The sequence below is a fragment of the Exiguobacterium sp. s35 genome (assembly GCF_018617535.1).
Lineage (GTDB): Bacteria > Bacillota > Bacilli > Exiguobacteriales > Exiguobacteriaceae > Exiguobacterium > Exiguobacterium aestuarii.
Genome location: NZ_JACSKI010000003.1, coordinates 41,369 through 64,886 on the forward strand (window position 1 = coordinate 41,369; position 23,518 = coordinate 64,886).

The 23,518-nt window shown below is 48.6% G+C and carries 21 protein-coding genes and 2 riboswitches; of the genes, 16 read left to right on the forward strand and 5 right to left on the reverse strand.

Features of this window, described 5'->3' with window-relative positions; genetic code table 11:
* Window positions 1-10: 10 nt before the first annotated feature.
* Complete coding sequence (locus KNO75_RS12235) at window positions 11-739, reverse strand: GntR family transcriptional regulator (RefSeq protein WP_214822076.1); 729 nt, start codon at window positions 737-739, stop codon at window positions 11-13.
* A 96-nt stretch (window positions 740-835) separates the two neighbouring features.
* On the opposite strand from KNO75_RS12235, the gene KNO75_RS12240 reads away from it, so the two are divergent.
* From KNO75_RS12240 to KNO75_RS12290, 11 genes are all read left to right on the forward strand, one after another.
* Window positions 836-1,996, forward strand: coding sequence for an alanyl-tRNA editing protein (locus KNO75_RS12240; RefSeq protein ID WP_214822078.1), 1,161 nt, complete (start codon window positions 836-838; stop codon window positions 1,994-1,996).
* Entirely contained in the window at window positions 1,990-2,418 is a 429-nt protein-coding gene (locus KNO75_RS12245; protein ID WP_214796273.1) for a GNAT family N-acetyltransferase, read from the forward strand. The genes KNO75_RS12240 and KNO75_RS12245 overlap by 7 nt, the downstream gene beginning before the upstream one ends.
* A gap of 77 nt (window positions 2,419-2,495) precedes the next feature.
* Window positions 2,496-2,675: riboswitch (Lysine riboswitch) on the forward strand.
* A 114-nt stretch (window positions 2,676-2,789) separates the two neighbouring features.
* The gene (locus tag KNO75_RS12250; protein ID WP_483298009.1) at window positions 2,790-3,989 is read left to right on the forward strand and encodes an aspartate kinase; all 1,200 of its coding nucleotides are present in this window, start codon (window positions 2,790-2,792) and stop codon (window positions 3,987-3,989) included.
* A gap of 12 nt (window positions 3,990-4,001) precedes the next feature.
* Window positions 4,002-4,997, forward strand: a complete 996-nt coding sequence (locus KNO75_RS12255) for an aspartate-semialdehyde dehydrogenase (RefSeq protein WP_214790745.1) — start codon at window positions 4,002-4,004, stop codon at window positions 4,995-4,997.
* Between the two features lie 12 nt (window positions 4,998-5,009).
* A complete protein-coding gene (gene dapA / locus KNO75_RS12260) occupies window positions 5,010-5,891 on the forward strand; it encodes a 4-hydroxy-tetrahydrodipicolinate synthase (RefSeq protein WP_214822082.1) in 882 nt (293 codons plus the stop codon).
* Window positions 5,888-6,637, forward strand: coding sequence for a 4-hydroxy-tetrahydrodipicolinate reductase (gene dapB / locus KNO75_RS12265; protein WP_214818308.1), 750 nt, complete (start codon window positions 5,888-5,890; stop codon window positions 6,635-6,637). Before dapA ends, dapB begins: the two co-directional genes overlap by 4 nt.
* Entirely contained in the window at window positions 6,615-7,322 is a 708-nt protein-coding gene (gene dapD / locus KNO75_RS12270; RefSeq protein WP_074032983.1) for a 2,3,4,5-tetrahydropyridine-2,6-dicarboxylate N-acetyltransferase, read from the forward strand. The genes dapB and dapD overlap by 23 nt, the downstream gene beginning before the upstream one ends.
* A 49-nt stretch (window positions 7,323-7,371) precedes the next feature.
* Window positions 7,372-8,298, forward strand: coding sequence for a branched-chain amino acid transaminase (locus KNO75_RS12275; protein ID WP_214790734.1), 927 nt, complete (start codon window positions 7,372-7,374; stop codon window positions 8,296-8,298).
* Between the two features lie 14 nt (window positions 8,299-8,312).
* Entirely contained in the window at window positions 8,313-9,401 is a 1,089-nt protein-coding gene (gene alr, locus KNO75_RS12280; protein ID WP_214796277.1) for an alanine racemase, read from the forward strand.
* Window positions 9,371-10,663: a diaminopimelate decarboxylase gene (gene lysA, locus KNO75_RS12285; RefSeq protein WP_214822084.1), complete on the forward strand. Its 1,293-nt coding sequence runs from the start codon at window positions 9,371-9,373 to the stop codon at window positions 10,661-10,663. The genes alr and lysA overlap by 31 nt, the downstream gene beginning before the upstream one ends.
* 94 nt (window positions 10,664-10,757) lie before the next feature.
* The gene (locus tag KNO75_RS12290) at window positions 10,758-11,312 is read left to right on the forward strand and encodes a nitroreductase family protein (protein ID WP_251126191.1); all 555 of its coding nucleotides are present in this window, start codon (window positions 10,758-10,760) and stop codon (window positions 11,310-11,312) included.
* Between the two features lie 97 nt (window positions 11,313-11,409).
* Here the strand turns inward: KNO75_RS12290 and KNO75_RS12295 are convergent, their stop codons facing one another.
* Together KNO75_RS12295 and KNO75_RS12300 are read right to left on the reverse strand one after the other, a co-directional pair.
* Window positions 11,410-11,595 carry a hypothetical protein gene (locus KNO75_RS12295; RefSeq protein WP_214696806.1) on the reverse strand — a complete coding sequence of 62 codons (186 nt, stop codon included), beginning with the start codon at window positions 11,593-11,595 and terminating at the stop codon, window positions 11,410-11,412.
* A gap of 109 nt (window positions 11,596-11,704) precedes the next feature.
* Window positions 11,705-12,241 (reverse strand): gamma carbonic anhydrase family protein, encoded by a 537-nt coding sequence (locus KNO75_RS12300; RefSeq protein WP_214796283.1) that lies wholly within the window; start codon window positions 12,239-12,241, stop codon window positions 11,705-11,707.
* Between the two features lie 119 nt (window positions 12,242-12,360).
* Between KNO75_RS12300 and ade the strand changes: the two genes are divergently transcribed.
* From ade to KNO75_RS12315, 3 genes are all read left to right on the forward strand, one after another.
* Window positions 12,361-14,070 (forward strand): adenine deaminase, encoded by a 1,710-nt coding sequence (ade, locus tag KNO75_RS12305; RefSeq protein ID WP_214796284.1) that lies wholly within the window; start codon window positions 12,361-12,363, stop codon window positions 14,068-14,070.
* A 118-nt stretch (window positions 14,071-14,188) separates the two neighbouring features.
* Window positions 14,189-14,473 carry a hypothetical protein gene (locus KNO75_RS12310; RefSeq protein WP_015880753.1) on the forward strand — a complete coding sequence of 95 codons (285 nt, stop codon included), beginning with the start codon at window positions 14,189-14,191 and terminating at the stop codon, window positions 14,471-14,473.
* 57 nt (window positions 14,474-14,530) lie between these two features.
* Window positions 14,531-14,705: riboswitch (Lysine riboswitch) on the forward strand.
* A 113-nt stretch (window positions 14,706-14,818) separates the two neighbouring features.
* Complete coding sequence (locus KNO75_RS12315; RefSeq protein WP_214822086.1) at window positions 14,819-16,411, forward strand: Na+/H+ antiporter NhaC family protein; 1,593 nt, start codon at window positions 14,819-14,821, stop codon at window positions 16,409-16,411.
* A gap of 367 nt (window positions 16,412-16,778) precedes the next feature.
* Here the strand turns inward: KNO75_RS12315 and KNO75_RS12320 are convergent, their stop codons facing one another.
* Window positions 16,779-18,404 (reverse strand): peptide ABC transporter substrate-binding protein, encoded by a 1,626-nt coding sequence (locus tag KNO75_RS12320; protein WP_214796288.1) that lies wholly within the window; start codon window positions 18,402-18,404, stop codon window positions 16,779-16,781.
* 223 nt (window positions 18,405-18,627) lie between these two features.
* Between KNO75_RS12320 and KNO75_RS12325 the strand changes: the two genes are divergently transcribed.
* The gene (locus KNO75_RS12325) at window positions 18,628-20,031 is read left to right on the forward strand and encodes a basic amino acid/polyamine antiporter (RefSeq protein WP_214796290.1); all 1,404 of its coding nucleotides are present in this window, start codon (window positions 18,628-18,630) and stop codon (window positions 20,029-20,031) included.
* An 18-nt stretch (window positions 20,032-20,049) separates the two neighbouring features.
* Here the strand turns inward: KNO75_RS12325 and KNO75_RS12330 are convergent, their stop codons facing one another.
* Entirely contained in the window at window positions 20,050-22,104 is a 2,055-nt protein-coding gene (locus KNO75_RS12330) for a sensor domain-containing protein (RefSeq protein ID WP_214822088.1), read from the reverse strand.
* A 155-nt stretch (window positions 22,105-22,259) separates the two neighbouring features.
* Here KNO75_RS12330 and KNO75_RS12335 point away from each other — a divergent pair, with 155 nt between their 5' ends.
* The gene (locus KNO75_RS12335) at window positions 22,260-23,462 is read left to right on the forward strand and encodes an ornithine--oxo-acid transaminase (RefSeq protein WP_214822091.1); all 1,203 of its coding nucleotides are present in this window, start codon (window positions 22,260-22,262) and stop codon (window positions 23,460-23,462) included.
* Window positions 23,463-23,518 lie beyond the last annotated feature (56 nt).

Here is a 23,518-nt window from a genome sequence, read left to right on the forward strand (position 1 = left end):
CAAACTTTTTTTATATGCGATCCATCGCGACGGTCAAGGAGTAGGAGTCTCCGCGGAAGAGTGAACGACTATACTCGAACATGTCACCGTTCTCGAGATAAGTACGTTGATCGATCAGCAATACCGGTGCGTTTGGAGAAATGGTTAGCAGTCTTGCTTCCTCGGGACCAGCGCTACGGGCTTCAAGTGTCTGTGTTGCATTTTTCAAACGTAAACCGTGCTGTTCGGCGTACGCATAAATGGAACCGGTCGCGTCTTCTTTCGTCAGGTCAGGCAATAAACGGACAGGAATGTAGGCGGTCTCGAGCGCGAGAGGATGATCATCTGCAAGTCGGAGTCGCTTCATTTCGTATACCGGCGTTTGATTCGGGATACTCAGTTGCTGGGCGATTCGATCCGTTGCCGGGATGACCTCGTAGGACAAAAGACGACTGAGCGGTCGCATACCTCGATGTTTGATTTCTTCAGAGAAACTCGTCAATCCGGACAATGTCATCGCAATCTTTTGACTCGCAACGAATGTGCCCCGGCCTTTTTGCCGACTCAAATAACCAGCGTTGACGAGGTTCATGATGGCTTGACGAATCGTCATACGACTCACTTGAAATTGTTCGGAAAATTCACGCTCTGAAGGTAAGGTGTCTCCTGGTTTTAACAATCCGTCATCAATTTGTTGCTTTAAGTACGCTTCAATTTGATAATAAATAGGTAACGGAGATTGTTTATCGATTTCTAACATATCATTTCGCTCCTGACTGAGAAGATGTATGTTTCATTATAGACGAAATAAGACTAGTTGTCTGAACAGATTTATAGAGAGAAGGTGGAGGACAAGATGGATCAACATACAGTAAATACAATCGTGACCTCAGTAAAACAGGACAATAAAGGGAATTGGCATACGCTCGAGAATAGTCCTTTTTATGCGGAAGGCGGCGGTCAACCGGCTGACCGTGGATCAATCGGTTCGCATAATGTATTGGATGTGCAAATTGAAAATGGTGAAGTGTGGCACCTCTTGTCAGAAGGATTATCTACGGGTACACCTGTAGCGGTTCGAATCGATGAGGACGTGAGGAGAGACCATTCCATCCAGCATACTGCCCAACACTTGTTAACGGCGATATTAGAAGACCGACATGGGATTCGTACGCTCAGCTTTGGAATCGGGGAAGAGGATTCATCCATTGAGATTGAGACGGCAGCGATGGACTGGACGCAAATTGAAGCACTCGAGCAAGAGATCCAGCAACTCATCTTTGACAATCATCCGGTTCATGTCTATGAAATCCCCGACGAAAAAGTCGATCGGACACGTTTGCGGAAAGCGACCGATCGAACAGGAAAGATTCGAATCGTCGAAATCGAAGGGATTGATTACAACGCGTGTGGCGGCACACACGTTGAAATGACAGGGCAACTTGGCACGATTCAAGTCACCTCGCTCAAAAAAGTGAGAGGCAACATCCGCTTGACGTATGTTGCTGGAAATCGTGCGTTAAAGGCGACGCAACGAGCACGTGAAGCGCTCCGGACGATTCACCATACATTCTCGACGACGAATGAAACGGTGGCGGCACGTGTGATTGAAGAGCATACGATTCGACTAGAACGTGAAAAAGAAATCAAAACACTTGAGGAACGGATTGCGAAAGCGAAAGTAAAGGCAGTTTTACAAGAAGATAATTATGTAGCGTTACATGTGGGACGGACCGAGGCCGAAACATTGACGACCGCAATTATTGAACGGATTGCCGCGACAGGACGCATTGCGGTCGGGGCCAACTACAGTGCGCAAAAATTATTTGTCATGCATGATGGGACTCACGATATCGCGGTAGGGACGTTCCTCCGAGCGGCACTTCAAGAAATGCAGATCGGTCGCGGTGGTGGAAACCATAAACAAGCACAAGCTCGATTCACTTCCGTATCGGAACTAGAACGGGGGATGGAAGAAATCGTGAGACGATTGCAAGAGGGGGTTTTACCATGTTGACCATTCAATCGGGAAAAGAAGCACAGTTGATTGACCAGGCCAGATACGTGCGAGAAGTCGTATTCATTCAGGAACAAGGAATCGATGCTAGTCTCGAATACGATGACTTAGACGATGTCTGTACGCATGTTGTTGGTCTCATTGACGCTCAACCGGTGACGACAGCACGCCTTCGCCCCGTGGATGCGACGGTCGGGAAAGTGGAGCGAGTGGCGACGATTCAGGCGGCTCGAGGTCATGGATATGGAAAAGAAATTATGAATGAAGTCGAACGTGTCGCAAAACATCAAGGATTAGGTGAGTTGCGCTTAGGCGCACAACTAACGGCGCTCCCATTTTATGAAAAACTCGGGTACGAGGCGTTCGGAGATGAGTTTTTAGATGCGAATATCCCACACCGAATGATGCGGAAAACGTGGTAATCCTTTTTTGAAATATCCCATTTTTCTAAAAAAAGGTTGGCAAGAAGATTTCGATTTGTTATAACTAATACTAACAACTGACAGATAGAGGTTGCGAATGACATGAGTAAGCTTGATTGAAACGGACGCACTCCGGATCGAGCCGAAAGGGGAAATTCGCCGAAGTCAACGTTCACGTGCGTGTGAACGGAGGCTGGGGTAGTCGTGAATAACGCCTACACTGCCATGGTCAACTACCATGGAGCGCTATCTACGGAACGATTTTTTAATCGTTTTTCAACTGCGCGTACAAGCGGCAGACCGTAGGGAGAGTGCTTCCTACCGGTCTGCCGCTTTTTCTGTTGGTGGACATCTTGAAAGTGGGGAACTTGATGACAACCGTACTGAAATTTGGAGGCAGCTCTGTTGCCACAATCGAACAAATACAAGCCATTTCGGACTATTTACAAACACGTGTGGCGACCGGTGAAAAATTGGTCGTCGTCGTTTCGGCGATGGGCAAGACGACGGACTCGCTCCTGTCGCTTGCTAAACAAATCACGGAGCGCCCGATGATTCGTGAACTCGATCGCCTACTCGCCATCGGGGAAGAACAGACGATCAGTTTACTCAGTATCGCCTTGAACTCGCGAGGCGTACCGGCCATTTCACTCACCGGGCAACAAGCTGGGATTGATACGATGGGCATCCATACGAAAAGCAAAATTAAAGCGATTCGTAAAGAAGTGTTGCACGAGAAGTTACGTCAGTACGATGTCTTAATCGTCGCTGGTTTCCAAGGTGTGAATGAAGCGGGAGACGTCACGACACTCGGGCGTGGCGGTTCGGATACGACAGCAGTCGCACTAGCAGCCGTCCTCAGTCAACGTTGTGAAATTTATACAGATGTGGCTGGGGTGTATACGACAGACCCGCGGATTCATCCGACGGCGAAGCGTCTAGACACGGTGTCTTACGACGAAATGATGGAGATGAGTGCACTCGGCTCCAAAGTCATGGAGATGCGAAGCGTCGAGCTCGCCAAGAAGTATGACGTGAATATTTTTGTTGGAAAGACGCTCTCGAGCGAAGGAGGAACATGGATCATGGATACGACACAAGCAATGGAACAGAAAGCAGTCACGAGTGTGAGTGTTGTCAAAAACGTACTCAGTGTCTCAATCAAACACATCCCGCACACGGCAGCCGGAGTCGCGGACATCTTTGAAAGATTATCAGAACGCCACGTCAACATTGATATGATTTCGCAGACGGCGTTCGATGGAGAAGTATTCCTTTCGTTCACATGTCCACTCGATGAAGAAGCGTTTTTGGAAGAGGCGCTCGCAGAATTGACAGCGACCTTACCACAAATCAAAATCGATCGTCACACAGAACATGCAAAAATTTCTGTCGTCGGAATCGGCATGCGAGACGCAACAGGCGTCGCATCAGAACTGTTCGCGACATTCCGCGAGATGGGCATCCCGTTCTATCAAGTCACGACTTCTGAAATCAGCATTTCCTATACGATTCAAGAACAAGACGTGGAAGCGGCCGTCGCAGCCATTGCGGCTCGCTTCAACTTATAAGGGGGAAGCACCATGTATAACGTAGCTGTCGTCGGCGCAACTGGCGCCGTCGGACAAAAAATGATTGATGTATTAACAGAGTACGAATTTCCAATCAGTGAACTGAGACTATATGCTTCAGCCCGTTCAGCAGGAAAGACGGTTGAGGTGAACGGACAACCGGTCGTGATTCGCGAGCTGAACGATTCGATTTATGCGGACCCGATCGATATCGCCTTGTTCTCTGCCGGTGGTAGCATCAGTGAACAGTATGCGCCACGCTTGAGTGAACAAGGGGTCATCGTCATCGACAATTCAAGCGCATTCCGAATGCAAGAAGGAATTCCGCTCATCGTGCCGGAAGTGAATCGGGTCGAGCTCAGCCCAGAGAAGACGCTCATTGCGAATCCGAACTGCTCGACGATTCAATCGGTCGTCGCGCTCGCACCGCTTTCGGAAGTGTATGGACTGACACGTGTCGCCTATACGTCTTATCAAGCTGTATCGGGTTCGGGTCAAAAAGGGATTGATGACCTTGAGCGCGGGGCGCGTGGCGAGGAACCGACGAATTATCCGTATCCGATCTATGATAACGTGTTGCCGCAAATCGATGTATTTTTAGAGAATGGCTATACGAAAGAGGAACAAAAAATGATTGAGGAGACGCGTAAGATTTTGAATGCGCCGAACCTCGGTGTGACGGCTACGTGCGTCCGCGTACCGGTGCGAAACAGTCATGCGGTATCTATCACGGTGACGCTCGAACGGGATGCGACGGTCGCAGAAGTCAAAGCCGTACTCGCAGATGCGCCTGGTGTCGTGGTTATGGACAGTCCGGCCGACCTATCATATCCGACACCGCTTGATGCGAACGGGACCGATGAGGTGTATGTCGGTCGAATTCGCCGAGATGATTCTCAGCCGAATACGTTCCACCTATGGTGCGTCGCGGACAACGTTCGAAAAGGGGCAGCGGCGAACGCGGTACAAATCGCACAATGCATGATCAGTCAAACAGCGACAAAATAAGGAGGGGATGACATGTTCACAGGAGTTGCGACAGCACTAGCGACCCCATTCCAAGAAGATGGGCAGTTAAACTTAGAGGCATGGACGGCATTGATTGAAGACCAAATCCAAGAGGGAGTGAGTGGACTCGTCATCGGTGGAACGACCGGCGAAGGCATGACACTGACGAATGAGGAATTCGAGACATTGCTCGTTCGAGCAGTGGAGGTCGCGAACGGACGAGCGGTGATCATCGCGGGAACCGGATCGAATAACACGGCTCTCAGTATCGAGAAAACGAAACGGGCCGCAGAACTTGGGGCAGAGATGGCGATGGTCGTCACCCCGTACTATAACAAGTCAACACAAGCCGGGCTTCTCGCTCACTTTACAGCGATTGCGGATGCATCACCGATTCCGCTCATGCTATATAACGTCCCGTCACGGACAGGTGTCGCGTTAGCACCTGAAACGGTTGGGGAGTTAGCGGAACATCCGCGCATCACGGCCTTGAAAGAGGCGAGTGGGGACATCTCGGTCATGGCACAGATGATGGCTCATCTTCCGGAAGGATTCACCGTTTACTGCGGGAATGACGATCAAATCTTGCCATATATGGCATGGGGCGCTCAAGGTGTCGTTTCGGTCTTGTCAAACATCTACCCAGGGGCGACCGTCGCCTTGGCAGAAGCACTTCTAGCAGGTGATCTCCAGACGGCGCGTACATGGCAGCTACGCCTGCTCCCGGTCATCGACGAACTCTTCGCAGAAGTGAATCCGATTCCGGTGAAGGCGGCACTTCAAGCGAAAGGCTTTGCCTTCGGCGCGCCACGTCTGCCGCTCGTCCCGATGAGCGCGACGGCCGAAGCAAAATTACTATCGGCGATGGAGCAGTTTAACGAGGTGAGACAATGAATGTATTGATTCACGGATTTGGTGCGATGGGACGAATCGTCGAAGAAGTCGCCAACATGCAAGACGTGAACGTCTCGGCAATCGTGTCACCGGGAAGTGACGAGCATCTGGCCTCATTAGATAAGGTAGATGCACCAGTCGACGTTGTCATCGATTTTTCAAATCCGGCATTACTTCCTGACTTGCTCGCATTCGGGCGGTCACGCAACATTCCGCTCGTCATCGCAACGACAGGGTTCACACCTGAGGAGCTTACAAAGATTGAAGAAGCATCAACAGACATTCCGATTTTTCAGTCTTATAACACATCGTACGGGATCGCGTTGCTGAAGCAGTTGCTCGATCAACTCGTCCCGCTCACACTCGGTTATGACATCGAGGTGATTGAGGCGCACCATCGGAAGAAAGTAGACGCGCCAAGCGGAACGGCGGAGCTATTAGCCCGTGCCATCGAAGCGAAACGAGAGGTGACACCGATTTACGAACGAACGTCACGCCGAGAAGCGCGTGGCGCCGAAGAGTTGGGGATGCACTCGATTCGTGGTGGTACGATCTTCGGGGAGCATACCGTGCTCTTCGCTGGAGATGATGAAATGATTGAATTGAAACATACCGCGTTATCGAAACGCGTCTTTGCAAACGGGGCACTTGCCGCGGCAGCGACGATCATCGACCGCCCGGCAGGACTTTATAATCTATCGAACTTATACGAGGAGGCTACTCATGTTACTCACAAACGCTTATGAAATCGCACAATATATTAAAGATGCAAAAAAGGAAACACCGGTAAAACTTTATGTCAACGGCCAATTGGCAGGTCTTGAAATCGAGGAAGCGAAAGCGTTCGGAACGGATGAATCGAAGCTGTTCTTGACGACTGCGGAGCGCGCAGCCGCTTTCTTAGAAGCGAACGCGTCGGTCATCACCGATTCACACCTTGAGTATGATCGTCGTAACAGTGCCGTTCCAATGCTCGACACGACACAACTCAATGCACGAATCGAGCCAGGTTCATTCATTCGTGACCATGTACAAATCGGGAACAATGCCGTCGTCATGATGGGTGCTGTCGTCAATATTGGTGCAGTCATCGGAGACGGTTCGATGGTCGACATGAATGCCGTCATCGGCGCCCGTGGAACGCTTGGGAAGAACGTCCACCTCGGAGCAGGTGCCGTGGTCGCAGGTGTCCTCGAGCCACCTTCAAAAGATCCGGTCATCATCGAAGATGGCGTCATGATTGGAGCGAACGCTGTCATCTTGGAAGGGGTTCGCGTCGGGGAAAATGCGGTAGTCGCAGCTGGGAGTGTCGTCACGCAAGATGTTCCTCCAGGTGTTGTCGTCGCGGGTACGCCGGCACGCGTCATCAAACAGAAAGATGAAAAAACTTCTGAAAAAACGCAACTTGTTGATGACTTACGCTCTCTCTAACGTATAATAGACAGAAAATATAAACAATGAGGAATGGGAGAGTTGCATTATGGAACAGTATGGACAATGGATGTGGAAAGACGGGGCTTGGATTGAGCCGACTGACGCAAACACGAGTATCATGACACACGCGATTCATTACGGAAGTGGGTTCTTTGAAGGGATTCGCGCGTATCACACGGAGGAAGGCCCAGCCATCTTCCGCTTACGTGAACACTTGGAGCGACTCGTTCGCTCGTGTGCATACTACCACGTCACACTACCTTATACGGTAGATGAACTCGAACAAGCTACGATGGAATTGATTGAGCGAAACGGATTTGAAGCATGTTATATCCGCCCGTTCGTCTTCCTCGGAACACCTTGGCAGGCGCTTATGCCGACAGCAGAAACGAAGGTACACGTTGCCATCTCGTGCTGGCCGCTCGGTGAATATTTCAGTAAAACAGTTGGGATTCGGGCAAAAGTAGCTTCATATCGCCGTGTGTCTTCGACAATGATGCCGATGCAAGCGAAAGCAGCATCGAACTATATGAACTCACAGTTACTAAAAGGAGAGGCACTTCGTGACGGATTTGATGAAGCGATTGCCCTCGATATGAACGGAAACGTCAGCGAGGCGAGTGTCGCGAACATCTTCCTCGTCAAAGGGAAGACGATCACGACACCGTCACTCGATTGTTCCGTACTCGATGGCATCACGCGTCAGACGGTCATGCAACTTGCGCGTGATGGAGGTTATGAAGTCGTAGAACGTCACATCGGGCGCGATGAGTTATATGTAGCCGATGAGATTTTCTTGACGGGAACGGCAGCCGAAGTGACGAGCGTCATCGAGGTCGACCACATCTCGATTGGTGGAGGCGTCCAGAAGGTTGCGACAGAAATGTTGACACGTTATCGTGAGGCCGTGACAGGACAACTTCCGGAACACCGCGATTGGGTCACGTTCGTGAAATCAGCAGTTAAAGAGTAAAGGAGTTTTGAACGATGGGAGTCACAATTGACTTGAATGCGATTCGCGAGAACAAACGTCGGATTGAAGCGCTCGGGCGCCCCGTGTTTGCAGTCGTGAAAAACAACGCCTATAACCTAGGGATGGAGCCAGTTGTGACGACTTTGTATGATGAAGGGGTCCGTCACTTCATGGTGACAACAATCGAAGAAGCGATCGAGGTTCGGACGTATGCGCAATCGGCTCGTGTCCTCGTCATGAACCCGGTCTATACGTGGCAACACGTGCATGCCCACGATTTTGACGTCGCCATCGGGTCATATGAGTGGCTCGTCTCACAGCGAGAGCATCTCGATGGCGTTCGTCTGCATCTAAAACTAGATGTCGGGATGAACCGATTCGGTGCTAAAACGTTTGAAGAAGCACTACAAATCGTCGCTTTCTGTCAAAATGAAGGACTGAACCTCGTCGGATTATGTACGCACTTCCCGCTCGCGGACGCAGACAATGCGGAAGTCGAGCACAGCGTTCAAGTCGAACGGTTTGCTGATTGGTCGACACGATTGATGGAACGTCATACGTTTGAATTGATCCATGCAGCGAACAGTGCGGCCACGCTTCAAGACGATTCGCGTCTGCATCATTGCACACATGTACGTGTCGGGATCTTCTTATATGGCTATTCATCGGTCGAACCGGTTGAATGGTTAGTTCCTGCTTTCTATTGGGAGACGGAAGTGGTCGCGGTCCATGACATTGAAGCGGGGGCTCATGTCGGATATGGGACGGGATACACAGCCGAAACGAAGGAACGCATCGCCGTACTTCCGGTCGGATACGGAGATGGATTGATGCGGGCGAGACGTCACTTGCCTGTTCATATTGACGGGAAAGCCTATCCGTTCGTCAGCAACATCTTTATGAGCCATAGCTTCATCAAAGTCGATGAGAATGTGCAGATCGGCGACCGTGTGACGTTGTATGGCATAGAAACGAAAATCGATGACGTGACACGCGTTGGCTATGCCAACAACTCAGAACAGCTCTGTGCCCGTTCGTGGCGTGTCCCACATCGCTTTGAAGGAGGAATTGTATGTACACCACCAATCAATCAGAATGTTTGATCGAAGGCGTGTCCGTCCGTGAACTTCAAGCGACGTACGGGACACCTTTATATATGATGAGTGAGCCAGAACTAGAGCGTCGCCTTGGGATCGTTCAAGACGCGTTTCTAGACAAGTATCCGAACACATATGCGTTGTACGCGTCAAAAGCATTATCGATTGCGGCCGTGTATGAAAAAGTGATGGCGGCAGGATTAAGTGTCGACGTCGTCTCACGGGGTGAAATGTACGTGGCACTGCATGCCGGTGTACCGGCGGAGCGCATTCACGTCCACGGGTCGAACAAGACGATCCTTGACATCACGTTCGCGCTCGAACAGGGGATTACACACTTTACCATCGACAACATGCGTGAAATCAGCCTCTTGTCAGGACTTGCGGCTGAATACAATCGTGAAGTCGATGTCCTTCTCCGCATCGTGCCTCAAGTTGTTGGAGGTGCTCATGCGGCGATTCAAACGGGTGGGGTTGATACAAAATTCGGTTTCCCGACGCATGACGATACGTATTTAGATGCGGTTCGTGCGACGTTAGAAGCGGAACATTTACAGTTGAAGGGGATTCACTGTCATGTCGGCTCTCAAATTCAAGATCCGACCCTCTTCATCAATACGGTGAAGACGATGGTACGGTTCATGGATACGATTCGTCAGGAGACGGGCTATACGACGGATGTGCTGAACATCGGTGGTGGCTTCGGTGTCGCTTACTTAGACGAAGACGAGCGTCTCGACTTCGCACAGACGATGGAGCGGGTGATGGAAACGTTAATCGACGAGGTAGAGGCTCGTGAGTTGCCACTCCCAAAAATCGGGATTGAGCCAGGCCGTTGGCTCGTTGCCAATGCCGGTGCCACACTGTATGAAGTCGGAACCGTCAAAGAAGTGAATGGCGTACGCACGTTTGTGTCCGTCGATGGGGGGATGACGGATAACATTCGTCCGGCGCTATATGACGCGGAATACGAAGTCGTGGCAGCGACTCGGATGAATGAAGAGAAGACGCTCGAGGCAAAAATTGTCGGAGCGTGTTGCGAGTCGGGAGACATCATCTCGAACCGCTCTTTGATTCCTCCTGTCACACCGGGTGATTTGCTACTCGTCAAAGCCACGGGAGCATATAATTTCTCGATGGCGAGCAACTATAACCAAATGCTTCGTCCCGCAGTTGTTTTCGTCAAGGATGGGAATCACCGCCTTGTCGTACGTCGCCAAACGTTTGAAGATTTGGTGGCATGTGAGGTTATTGGACAATCGATTTAAGGCTACAGAGCAATCTGTAGTCTTTTTTTTGATTTTGAAATGAGAACGTTTTTCAATTATGATAGAGGAGAGAAAAGAAGGGGAAGTGACGGTCATGACAAAGACAGCAGCACAACAATTAATTGAGGAAAGACGGACGGTTCGGATGTTTAAGGAAGAACCGATCGATACGAAAGTGCTCTATGAGGTGTTGCAATCGGCACATCACGCACCGTTTCATAATAAGATCGAGCCATGGAACGTGTACGTGTTCAATGGGGATGGGAAACAGGTATTACTCGACGCGCTCGAGCCAGCCTTCACGGAGGCGTCGGAAGGGCAACGTGAAAAGGTGACAGGACGAATCTTAAATGCCGCCACGTGTATGTATGTGACGGCAAAACGATTTGAGACGGATAAAGGAAATCGGGATGCGATGCTCGCGACGGCGACATTTATTCAAAATGTTCAACTTTTGTTCAGTGAACGTGAAATCGGGATGGTCTGGCGTACAGGTGGGCTATTTGACGATGCGCGTTTGAAGGAAATGATTGGAGCAGAAGGAGAAACATTTATCGGTCTTCTGCAAATCGGGAAATATGACACCGGGGACATTCCGACACCAAAAGCACGGCAACCGATTGATGCACATCTGACCATTTTCGAATAAAAAAGCGAGCGTGGGGATTACCCTCGCTCGCTTCATCTATATATCGTTTATTTTTTTAATTTAATTGCGAGCCAATCTTGAATTACAGGTGTTGGAATCATCCAGCCGTTCCTCCATTTTTAGAATCTTCTTCTCTACTATTATCCAAATGCATGCGTTCCCAAACCTCACGATGTGCACCATGGAGCGTGTCATCGAAAGAGTCATCGATATGAAGACCATAACTTGGGTTGATCGAAGAAGCGTACAAATCTAACATGAGTTGATCGTGGTTCGGATACATAGAGTGGGCTCCTTTCAATACGTCAGCTTGGCTACATCATCAGTATACAAAGGAACTGTGTAGAAAATTCGAGAGAAACGTTAACATTTTATGAATCTTGTAAACGCTTTCACAAACTGTGCGTTTCGCTTAAGGGCACACACGTTTGTTTATATTGTTCGGCGCGTTTCGCGTACTTCTTAACGGTTCTCTCCATGATGAAACGATCCTCGTCATTCAATGGACGAACAACTTTTGCGGGGACGCCCATTACCATTACCCCTTCAGGAATTTGCATATTTGGTGTGACGAGAGCACCCGCAGCTACGAATGATCCTTTCCCAATCTTGGCACCATCGAGCACAGTAGCGTGCATCCCAATGAGGCAATCCTCCTCAATCTCACAGCCATGAATCATCGCCATGTGACCGATTGAGACACGGTCATGGATGATTGTCGGCGACCCTTCATATTGATGGATCATCGAACCGTCCTGAATATTCACATAAGCACCGATTTGAATCGGACCTTCATCTCCACGGATGACGGTATTGAACCATACCCCCGAGTGTGCCCCAATCGTCACATCTCCAATCACATGTGCTCCTGGTGCGAGATAAGTCGTCGGGTCGACGTGTGGTGTCAGTTCTCCTAGTTTATATTGCATCGTTGTAACCCCTTTCAGATCGATATGCTATCATTGTCGCACAACTTGAAAAAGAAATTGCAACGAAAAGAATATTCTTGGTAAGATAGTTAAAATACGTTGAATAAGGAGATCGAGAGATGGAGAAACAACATTTGATTGACATCGCCGCAAAGAAAAAGAAAGCGGCCGTCGTCTTTAAAGACGTCGCTGTGATTGACGTGTACAGTCGTGAGACGATTCGTACGGACGTCGCCATCGATGCTGGGTATATTGTGGCAATTGGGGATGGATACGATGGAGAGGTCGAATATCATGATCCAACTTGGACGCTTGCCCCGTCCTTCATCGATTCGCACGTCCATATCGAATCGTCGATGGTCCCGCCACATGAGTTTGCGAAGGCGGTCTTGCCACTCGGTGTCACGACAGTCATTGCGGACCCGCATGAGATTGCGAACGTGAACGGGGCACTTGGAATTGAGTATATGTTAGCGGATGCGAAAGGCCTTCCACTCGACGTCCGGATGATGTTACCAAGCTGTGTGCCGGCGACGCCGTTTGAACATGCAGGTGCAAAATTGTATGCAGAGGACTTGGCGCCGTTTCTAGGAGATCCCGGTGTCCATGGATTGGGTGAGGTCATGGACTATCCATCGGTCGAAGCAGGAAGCGAAGACATGCTTCAAAAGATCGCACAGACGGAACAAGCGGGCAAAGTCGTGGATGGACATGCTTCAGGTCTCAACCCTGATCAATTGAACGTATATCGTTCAGCAGGAATCATGACGGATCATGAATGTACGACAGCAGAAGAGGCGATTGAACGGGTACGACGTGGATTCTACGTTCAAATTCGGGAAGGTTCTGTCGCTCGGAACGTGGAGAAGGTCAGTCTTGCCGTGACAGAGAGCAACGCCCATCGCTTCCTCTTCTGTACAGACGATAAGCATTTGGATGATTTAGTCGCGGAAGGTGGGATTGACTACAACATTCGTACGGCGATCAAGCAAGGGGTCAAACCAGAGACGGCCTATGCGATAGCGAGTTTACACGCCGCAGAAGCCTACGGGTTAAAGGAAATTGGTGCCATCGCACCTGGCAAGAAAGCGAACTTCGTCATCTTGTCAGACGTCGAATCGGTAAAAATCGAACAAGTGTATGTCAACGGTACACTCGTCGCCGAAGCAGGGAATGCGACATTTGATGCTGAAGGAATTGAAGTGCCAAAACCGATGAAAGGCGAACTCGAGTTACCTGAATTGACGGCTGACTCGTTCCGACTTGCCCCTAGCGAAGAGGAAGTGGATGTCATTCAAGTGCTTCCGAACAGCTTGTTGACGAAACGACAACGTCTCACGTTCCAACCGGATGCATCAGGCGCAGATTTAGCACAGGATATCGCAACGCTTGCTGTCATCGAACGTCATCACGGAACAGGTCACATGGCGCTTGCTCCCGTTACAGGATTCGGGTTGAAACGAGGTGCACTTGCGGCTACGGTAGCCCATGACAGTCACAACTTGGTCATCGCTGGGGTCAGCCCGGAAGATATGTTGCTCGCAGCGAGAACGCTTGAAAAAGTAGGCGGTGGGGTCGTCGCTGTATCGGAAGGGGAAGTGCTCGCCGTGCTCCCGCTTGAAATCGGTGGTTTGATGACGAAACGCCCTTACCGTGAGGTGGCAGATATTCTCGAACAGCTAAACGATGCGCTCGATGTTGTCGGGGCACACCGTCATTTCAATCCGTACTTGACGATGTCATTCCTTGCCTTACCGGTCATTCCAGATTTGAAATTGACCGATATGGGATTGTTCGACGTGACGACCTTCTCATTCATCAACACTTGACTCGGTCTAACGTATGATTTTTGTTAAGAACGGTCGATAACGATTGAATGCCTGACTGGAAGTTGGTATAGTTACGACAAGTTTCATCGGGTCAAATTTGAAAGGGGGGATATTACAGATGGAACAAGTTGCTTACAATCGGTCGTATGATGAACATGAGGAATTGATCAATTCTGTATATCGTGCTTTCAAGGACCGATGCGAAGAACTGCCAGAAGAAACACAGACGAAACGACGTCTGCGGCGCCTCATCTTCTCTACAATTAAAGAACAGACGAAGTCTCACGCTGACCGATTCGTGTTGTATCACTTCTTCAACGACTTCTTTAAAGCCGTAGAGACGAATGACCAAGAAGCACTTGCTGTTTTGAAACGAATCATTCGTGATGAAAAAAACTATTGATATGTGACGTCAACTTGTGATAATTTAGACGTAACTTTAAATGAATATTCGTGCTATCGATGAGGTAGAGGTGCGATGCTGATGAGTAAGTAGTCGGAGGATGACAACGATGAGGACTACAAAAAGGCAGGATCGCCGAAGTGCAACACCATGTCCGTGGGGTTGTGCTGGGCTGACGGGAAATACCCGTCGGACTGCCATACATATTTACGTATGGAGCGCTCCAAGTCGGCTAAGAAAGACGGAACATCCAGCGAGGGTGTCGGCTTTGTTGCCGATGCCCTCGCTTTGCGTTTTTTTAAGCATAGGGGGGCCTCATCCTAATTAAAAAAGGAGGAATTCAGCATGGTAGATTATTCAACTTCGGTACTTTCACTCGTACCGGCATTACTCGCAATTATTATGGCAATTACAACAAGAAAGGTCATCCCATCACTCGGTGTCGGGATTGTCGCAGGGGTACTTCTCTTGCATAGCTTCAATCCGCTTGATTCGATTCAATATTTATGGTCGAACATTATCGCTTTATTCTGGTCGGACGGAGCCATCAATGAATGGAACGTCTTGTTGATCGCATTCTTGCTCTTGCTCGGGATTTTATCGTCAATCATTCAAACGTCAGGTGGTGCACGCGCATTCGGTGAATGGGCTGCTGCGAACGTCAAGACAGCACGCGGTGCGCGTCTCGTATCGTTTGGACTTGGTATTTTGATCTTTATCGATGACTACTTCAACAGTTTGGCAGTTGGGAACATCAGTCGTCCGCTTACAGACCGTAAAAACATCTCGCGTGCGAAACTTGCGTACACGATTGACTCAACGGCAGCACCTGTCTGTGTCATCAGCCCGCTTTCAAGTTGGGGTGCGTACATCATCGCCATCATCGCTGGGATTTTGACGAAATATTCGATTGATAGTTACTCATCGTTCTCTGCATTCATTCAAATCATTCCGATGAACTTCTATGCCGTCTTCGCACTCTTGTTGACAGCGTATGTCGCCTTCACTGGACTTGCCATCGGCCCGATGCGCACACATGAACTTCGTGCCCTTCAAGGTGAATTGTATGATTCGGCAAAAGGGAAGCCGATGGGTATGAGCGAAGACTTGCATGAACATGAAGGCGGAAAAGTTCGTGATTTAATCGTTCCAATCATTACGCTCATCATTGCGACAGTATCAGCGATGCTTTATACAGGTGGTCAAGCACTGGCTGCAGACGGTCAAGATTTCTCATTGATTGGGGCGTTCGAATCGACAGACGTGACACGCTCACTCGTCGCGGGTGTTGTCATCAGTTTGATTGTCGCATTCCTTCTACTTGTCGGACGTAAAATCCCGGCACGTGATTATGGTAAAGCAGCATGGGAAGGCGTCCGTGCGATGTGGCCGGCTGTTCTCATCCTCTTGTTTGCTTGGACAATCATCGCAGTCATCAGTGATATGAAGACCGGTGAATACTTGGCGAGCTTCGTCACAGATACAATTGCCGCTTCTTACTTGCCGCTACTTCTCTTCTTGATTGCGGGTATCATGGCATTCTCGACAGGGACGAGTTGGGGAACGTTTGGTTTGATGCTTCCAATCGGGGCAGACTTGATCATGGCGGTTGAACCAGAGCTTCTCCTCGCATCACTTGCTGCTGTATTGGCCGGTGCGGTGTTCGGTGACCACTGTTCACCAATCTCGGATACAACGATTCTCAGTTCGACCGGTGCAGGTTCGCACCACATCGATCACGTGTTGACACAGTTGCCATACGCGATTCTCGCGGCAGTCGTCTCAGCAATCGGATATTTGGTGCTCGGAATCACAGCATCGATTTGGATCGGGTTCTTCGCGGCATTGATCTCGTTTATCGTATTGGTTGCAATCGCACAAGTGATTTCAAAACGTGGCAAAGTACCTGCTGAACTTCGCGCAGAGCGTGAGGCTTAATAGATGAAAATGACTTCCATCGGTTGATGGAAGTCATTTTTTATGTGCGGTCGTCACTGTATAAGTGAGACGGTCGAGCAGTCTACCGAGAATAAACCAGAAGGAAACTGTCATGATATACAGTGAGAACTGTGGCAAAGAAGTTGGGTGGATGATGTGTGAGGAAAACCAGGGTGTCTCGAGCAGCCAGAACGGAGGCGAGCTCAAGAATAATAGGATGTTCTTGTCATCAAATCCAACAATATTAAGGGTGCAGATTGCAATAGCAAATAGGGTGAGTCAAAGTGTCCAACTCTTCATAAGTTGAAGCCCCTTTCATGACAGAAAAACATCCTTGAACCGTATCGGTATCAAGGATGTTTTATTATTATTTGACGTCAAGCCACTTGAAGCTTGCATCGGCACCGAACGGGTGACGGTACATGTTCTCGATGTTTGAACGCTCTAAGTATGCTTCACCTTTTTGGTAAATTGGAGCGATTGCGAAGTCTTCTTCAAGAAGGATACGTTCAGCTTCTTGCATTGTTTCCCAACGCTTCATCTGATCGGCTTCTTTCTTCGCAGATTGAATCAACTGATCATACTCGTCGTTTGAATACTCCATACGGTTGAATGGTCCGTCTGTAACCCACATATCAAGGTATGTCATTGGATCTTGATAGTCAGGGCCCCAACCAGCGGCAGAAACGTCATATTCACCTTTTCCTTCGAGATCAAGGAAGTTTTTGAACGGTTGCTGTTTGATGTTGAGCGTCAAACCAGGCAAGTTCTTCTCGAGTTCACCTTTGATGAACTCATTGACTTTCTTGAAGGCTTCTTCGTCACGCGAGAGGAACTCGAGCTCGATTGTTTCGACGCCTAGCTCTTCAAGTCCTTTTTCCCAAGCAGCTTTCGCTTCATCGACATTGTAGCTGAGAAGGTCTGGGTGTTTCTCACGGAAATCAGCGCCGTCTTCCGTGAACGTGAAGTCTTTCGCCACGATATAGTTTGCTGGTTGTGAACCGTCTGTCAAGATGACATCAGTCACACTTTGCTTATCAAAACCTTTTGCGAGTGCTTCACGGATGTTGACGTTTTGAAGCGCTTCGTTCTTTTGGTTGAAGCGGAGGAAGTTGATTCGTGCATCGGCACGTGTCTTGAACTCATCGCTATCTTCAAATTGTGGAACGAACTCAGAAGAGAGGAGTGTATAGTCTGCTTCACCAGACTCGAACAAGTTGACACCTGTCGACACGTCTTTTACGACTTTTACGTTGATCGTATCCATCTTCACGTTTTCGGCATCCCAATACTCTGGGTTTTTCTTATAAACCCAACCTGCATTGTCTTGCCATTCGCTTAACACATAAGGACCGTTATAGAGCGTCTTGTCGACCGAAGTTGCGAATTCTTCGCCCTGTTCTTCAACGTACTCTTGCTTTTGTGGCATGTATGTTGGGAAACCAGTCAATCCTAAGAAATATGGTGCTGGTGCTTCCAACTGAACTTCAAGTGTCTTCTCGTCGATTGCTTTCGCACCGAGATCGTCAAGAGACGCTTCGCCTGCAAGGATTTTGTTTGCATTTTTTAAGTCTTGAAGGATATACGCATACTCTGCACCTGTTTCTGGATTGAGTGCGCGTTTCCAAGAGTAGACAAAGTCTTCAGCTGTGATAGGTGAGCCGTCTGACCAGTTCGCGTCACGTAGCTTGAACGTGTATGTAAGTCCATCCTCGGATACTTCGACATCTTCAGCGATTCCTGGTGTCGGTTGGTTGTTCTCGTCTAGACGATATAACCCTTCGAACACGTTGTTCGTCACGATGATCGATGTCGAGTCTGTCGTAAGAGTCGGATCGAGCTGTGGCAAATCTGTCGCCGATACCATTGTAATTTCTTTTTTAGCATCGCCAGAAGATGAATCCTCCGAACTCGATGAGTCGTCCCCTGTACTACAAGCTGCCGTCGCCAATAATGCGACCCCCGATAAAGCTAGCCATTTCTTGTTACGCATGTTTCAACCTCCCGAAAATTCTGATAATTTAGAATATGTTGTAATTAAACTACATCTCGGATGAATATGCAATGGAATTTTTCAAATTATTCGAAAATATAAACTTATTTAGAATACCTATCCATCAATCCTTTTAGGAAGTAGAATAGAAAAATCAACGAATGATTATACAGTATCTTTGTATAGTTATTCGGAAAGGTTATAGAGTAGTGGAGGCGTTAATTTGAAACAACATTCAGCCGGAATCGGCTTTTTCGGTCTCGCGGCCATGGTCGTCGGGACAATGATTGGCGGAGGTGCCTTTAATCTTCCAGGTGCCATGGCGCAAGGCGCAGGAGTAGGACCTGTTTTAATTGGGTGGGGGATTACGGGCATCGGCATGATCATGCTTGCCTTCGTCTTTCAGTTTTTAGCGGACACGCGTCCGGAATTAGAAGGCGGTATTTACGCCTATGCGCGTGAGGGGTTCGGCAAATTTGTCGGGTTCAACAGTGGATGGGGTTACTGGATGTCGGCTTGGATTGGCACGGTGGCAAACATCACGTTGATTTTTAGCACGTTGGCGTATTTTTTTCCAATATTCTCGGCAGAACACCGATTGTTCCGATTGTTCGTCAGTGCCATCTTGGTATGGGGATTATTTTGGCTTATTTCCCGCGGAATGAGAGAAGCGGCCTTGTTGAATATCGTCACGACGATTGCGAAGCTCGTTCCGATTTTTTTGTTCATCGTTCTCATCCTCTTTGCGTTTCAGATTGACACGTTCCGAGTCGACTTTTGGGGCGAGTCGGGATTTGTCTGGGCAGATGTTTTTCCACAAGTGAAATCCACGATGCTCGTAACACTTTGGGCATTCGTGGGAATCGAAGGCGCAGTCGTCTTATCCTCGCGCGCACGAGAGAAAAAAGATGTGGGTCGAGCGACAGTGATTGGTTTAATCGGTACGTTGTTGATTTATATGATGATTTCGATTTTCTCGTTCGGTGTCCTAACGCAAGAACAGCTTGCGGCGTTACCAGAACCGTCGATGGCATACGTGTTAGAAGCAGTCGTCGGACCGTTCGGTGCCACGTTGATCAATATCGGCTTACTCGTCTCATTGACAGGTGCATTGCTAGGATGGACAATCTTGGCGACAGAAATCTCTTATGTCGCTAGCCGTGATGGTGTCTTTCCAAAAATGTTCAATCGGCTGAATGCCAACGACACCCCAGTGAACGCGCTATTCATCACACAAGTGTTTACGCAAGTCGTCACAGCTGTTGCCTTGTTCTCGGAGCAGACGTATCTCGTCTTGTCGAGTATCGCAGGGATCGCGGCACTCGTTCCTTATCTATTCTCGGCGCTATATGGATGGATGGAGGCAAAACGGACGGCATCGTTGCGAATGATGGTTGTCTCCGCGATTGCTTCGCTATATGCGACATGGCTGTTGTATGCATCGGGAATCGAATATGTTTTGATTGCGATGATTCTTTACGCACCTGGTGTGTTCGTCTTCCTTCTAGCCGAAAGAGAACAGGGACGACCGTTCTTGACGCGCACACAGTCGATGATTGCCGTCATCATTTTGTTATGTGCCACGTATGGCATATATGGTCTTTGGACATCATCGATTGCATTATGAGAAAAACTCACCGACGCGTTATGCGTTCGGTGAGTTTTTTGATGATCGCAGTAATTGTTCAATCGTCTCTGGAGAACCCGGTCTTGCGTATAGGTAACCTTGGAATGAATCACATTCGGTGGACTTTAAATGATGGAGCATTTCTTCGTCCTCGACGCCTTCGGCCACGACGTGAAGGTTCAAACTCTTCCCAAGATGAACGATGACGTCGAGTAAGTGAGATTTGGATGCCATCCAGTCATCGAGAAATACTTTATCAATCTTGAGTTCATCGACTGGGAACGATTTTAAATACTGTAAGGACGAGAATCCTGTTCCAAAATCGTCAATCGACAGTCGATAGTTCAGGCGCTTAATTTGCTCCATCCGTTCAATGATTTCATCGGTCTGTTGCATGACCAAGCTTTCCGTAATTTCTAGAATGACATCTGATGTGTCGAGTTGGAGTTGTTGCTTAATATTTCGGAGTGTATTCAAAAAGCTGTCGCTCCGGAACTGATTTGGTGAAATATTGATTGCCATCGATAGGGGCTGGTCAAATTCAGCTTTCCACGCCTTCAATTGTTTCGTCGCCTCTAAAATGACCCAGTTGTTGATGGGGACGATGAGCGCCATCTCTTCTGCGAGCGGAATGAATTCAGAAGGTGGGATTTGTCCCAATTCTTCGTGATGCCAGCGAAGGAGTGCTTCGAAGCCGATGAGGCGATCTGTCGCAAGTTCGTACTTTGGCTGATACTCGAGATAAAAATGCTTTTCTTCGAGTGCGCGGTATAAAGCTTTCTCAATATGAATTTGTCTTGAGAAGGCAGCATCCATATCTTTTGTCACGAATTGTATCGTGCCGACCCCAATCTGTTTCCCTTTGAAGAGTGCACTTTCAGCACGTGTATACAGTTCCTCGAGTGAACTTGCCGAAGACGGGTAAAACACACAGCCGACTGAAATCGAGACCATGATCGAGTGATGGTAGATTCGGAATGGTCGTTGCAACTCATGTTGAAGATGGCGAAGTGATTGAAACACTTCTTCTTTTGACTCTTCAAAGAACATGACGCCGAACAGTCCGCCCGTCGGGTGGAACAATAAAGCGGATTCCGGGATGAGGTGAAGTGCGCGCTCTTTGATTTGAATGAGGAGCTCATTCCCGACGCGAGACCCGAATGATTCGTTAATGATTTTGAAGCGGTCGATATCGAATAAGGCGATGTGAAGGAGTCCTTCCCGCTCATCAATTTGTTGAAGAATCGAACCGTATTGACGTAAAAACCCTTTCTTATTGAAGAGGCCTGTCAACTCATTTTGATAAGCAAGGAATCGGACTTCTCTTTCAAGACGCTTCTTCTCTGAGACATCAAACCCGAATGCCGTATACTGAATCACATCGCAATTGTCACTGATAATCGGAACAACGGTCAAATTGAGCCAGCACGGTTCCTGGTCATGCTCTTTACAAGAGATTGCCATTTCCCCGTTCCAGATATGATTCGTCGCCAAGGACTTTAAGACATCACGTGAAATATTGTATTGGTCGTTTGAGTCATGAATGAGCTCGAACCAGTTTCGTCCGATTAGTTGCTGCTCCGTTGCATCGAGTAAACGACACAATGATGGATTAATATCGACGATTTCTCCTTTTGCGTTCGTCGCTAAGTAATGGGTCGATTGCTTGATCATTTCTTGAAAATGATGAAGCAAGTTGAACTGCTCTGTGCTGATGAGCGGTCCAAACCCTTTTGGAAGGAAGGCGAGGAAATAACCATTAATCCCTTCGAGTGAAAAAGATTGCAAGTATGCGGTCGCATAGATTACGGATCCATCTTTATGTTGAAACGGCGTCATCGCCGTCGTTGAAAATGGATATTGAAGGAGGAGCGGTGTCCATGTCTCTAGAGCATGTTCCAACTGCCGAACGACAGGAAGCGGTTGATGGAGGACTTCTTCACGTTCCCAGCCGAACAATACTTCGGCATGTGTATTCCACAACAGCACCGTACCATCTTGGGAAATATAACAACACGGTACAGACAATGCATCGATGAATTGGTCTACCTTTAAATCACGCAATGAAGCCACATCATTTCCTCCAATCTGTCATGCTAAATGAATATTCTAATGTCAGTGTACCTGATTTTGCCAATTCAAGGAATGCTTAAGTTCGCCATTGTCAAAAGAAAGAGGGACATCATATACTGAAAGGGTAAGATAGTTTTGAATAAGGGGGAAGCAATATGTCAAAAACACATGATGTGATTGAGCTGACAGAAAAGTTCGGGGCGCACAACTATCATCCACTACCGATTGTTATTTCGGAGGCGAAGGGGATTTGGGTAACCGATCCTGAGGGGAATCGCTATATGGATATGTTAAGTGCATACTCTGCAGTCAACCAGGGACACTGTCATCCGAAAATCATTCAAGCGCTCAAGGATCAGGCGGATAAGATTACGTTGACGTCACGTGCCTTTTACAACGATCAACTCGGACATTTTTACGACAAAGTGGTAACGCTTACAAAGAAACAAATGGTGTTACCGATGAATACGGGAGCAGAAGCCGTCGAGACAGCTGTTAAAACGGCTCGTCGTTGGGCATATGAAGTGAAAGGGATTCCAGGGCAGGCTGAAATTATCGTCTGCACAGGAAACTTCCATGGACGGACAATGGCTGCTGTGTCGATGTCGACCGAAGCAGAATATCAGCGAGGATTCGGACCGCTCTTGCCAGGATTCAAAGTCGTCCCATATGGCGATATCGATGCATTCGAAGCGGCAATCACAGAGAATACTGCAGCGTTTATCGTAGAACCGATTCAAGGGGAGGCAGGAATCATCATTCCGCCAGAAGGTTACTTGAAACGTGCATCGGAACTTTGTAAACAACATAACGTCCTGTTCGTAGCGGATGAGATTCAGTCAGGGCTTGGACGCTCCGGAAAATGGTTTGCGATCGAGTGGGAAGATGTCACACCGGATATGTACATTCTCGGAAAAGCGCTTGGAGGCGGTGTCTTCCCGATTTCATGCGTTGCCGCGGATCAAGAGATTCTTTCCGTATTCAACCCAGGATCGCACGGCTCAACGTTTGGTGGAAACCCGCTCGCTTCCGCGGTCTCGGTCGCGGCGCTCGAAGTGTTAGAAGAAGAGAAACTTGTTGAGCGTTCGTTAGAGTTAGGGACGTATTTCATGGAACGTTTGAAATCAATCGACAATCCGATGATTCGTGATGTCCGTGGTCGTGGATTATTCATCGGCATCGAATTGACAGAAGCGGCTCGTCCTTATTGTGAGGCATTGAAAGAGCGTGGACTTCTATGCAAAGAAACGCATGAGACGGTGATTCGATTGGCACCACCACTCGTGATCACGAAAGAAGAACTTGACCAAGCGTTTGAAGCAATCGAAGCGGTTCTTGCTCCGGCAGCTATTTCGTAAACAGCGTCAGCTTGGTATAATAGCCTCAGTTGAATCGACACCTGCATGTTGCAGGT

What these genes read in the sequence shown, in the direction of transcription:
- KNO75_RS12235 (WP_214822076.1), bottom strand. Translation starts at nt 739, where the DNA reads ATGTTAGAAATCGATAAACAATCTCCGTTACCTATTTATTATCAAATT.
- KNO75_RS12240 (WP_214822078.1), top strand. Translation starts at nt 836, where the DNA reads ATGGATCAACATACAGTAAATACAATCGTGACCTCAGTAAAACAGGAC.
- KNO75_RS12245 (WP_214796273.1), top strand. Translation starts at nt 1,990, where the DNA reads ATGTTGACCATTCAATCGGGAAAAGAAGCACAGTTGATTGACCAGGCC.
- KNO75_RS12250 (WP_483298009.1), top strand. Translation starts at nt 2,790, where the DNA reads ATGACAACCGTACTGAAATTTGGAGGCAGCTCTGTTGCCACAATCGAA.
- KNO75_RS12255 (WP_214790745.1), top strand. Translation starts at nt 4,002, where the DNA reads ATGTATAACGTAGCTGTCGTCGGCGCAACTGGCGCCGTCGGACAAAAA.
- dapA (WP_214822082.1), top strand. Translation starts at nt 5,010, where the DNA reads ATGTTCACAGGAGTTGCGACAGCACTAGCGACCCCATTCCAAGAAGAT.
- dapB (WP_214818308.1), top strand. Translation starts at nt 5,888, where the DNA reads ATGAATGTATTGATTCACGGATTTGGTGCGATGGGACGAATCGTCGAA.
- dapD (WP_074032983.1), top strand. Translation starts at nt 6,615, where the DNA reads ATGTTACTCACAAACGCTTATGAAATCGCACAATATATTAAAGATGCA.
- KNO75_RS12275 (WP_214790734.1), top strand. Translation starts at nt 7,372, where the DNA reads ATGGAACAGTATGGACAATGGATGTGGAAAGACGGGGCTTGGATTGAG.
- alr (WP_214796277.1), top strand. Translation starts at nt 8,313, where the DNA reads ATGGGAGTCACAATTGACTTGAATGCGATTCGCGAGAACAAACGTCGG.
- lysA (WP_214822084.1), top strand. Translation starts at nt 9,371, where the DNA reads ATGTACACCACCAATCAATCAGAATGTTTGATCGAAGGCGTGTCCGTC.
- KNO75_RS12290 (WP_251126191.1), top strand. Translation starts at nt 10,758, where the DNA reads ATGACAAAGACAGCAGCACAACAATTAATTGAGGAAAGACGGACGGTT.
- KNO75_RS12295 (WP_214696806.1), bottom strand. Translation starts at nt 11,595, where the DNA reads ATGTATCCGAACCACGATCAACTCATGTTAGATTTGTACGCTTCTTCG.
- KNO75_RS12300 (WP_214796283.1), bottom strand. Translation starts at nt 12,241, where the DNA reads ATGCAATATAAACTAGGAGAACTGACACCACACGTCGACCCGACGACT.
- ade (WP_214796284.1), top strand. Translation starts at nt 12,361, where the DNA reads ATGGAGAAACAACATTTGATTGACATCGCCGCAAAGAAAAAGAAAGCG.
- KNO75_RS12310 (WP_015880753.1), top strand. Translation starts at nt 14,189, where the DNA reads ATGGAACAAGTTGCTTACAATCGGTCGTATGATGAACATGAGGAATTG.
- KNO75_RS12315 (WP_214822086.1), top strand. Translation starts at nt 14,819, where the DNA reads ATGGTAGATTATTCAACTTCGGTACTTTCACTCGTACCGGCATTACTC.
- KNO75_RS12320 (WP_214796288.1), bottom strand. Translation starts at nt 18,404, where the DNA reads ATGCGTAACAAGAAATGGCTAGCTTTATCGGGGGTCGCATTATTGGCG.
- KNO75_RS12335 (WP_214822091.1), top strand. Translation starts at nt 22,260, where the DNA reads ATGTCAAAAACACATGATGTGATTGAGCTGACAGAAAAGTTCGGGGCG.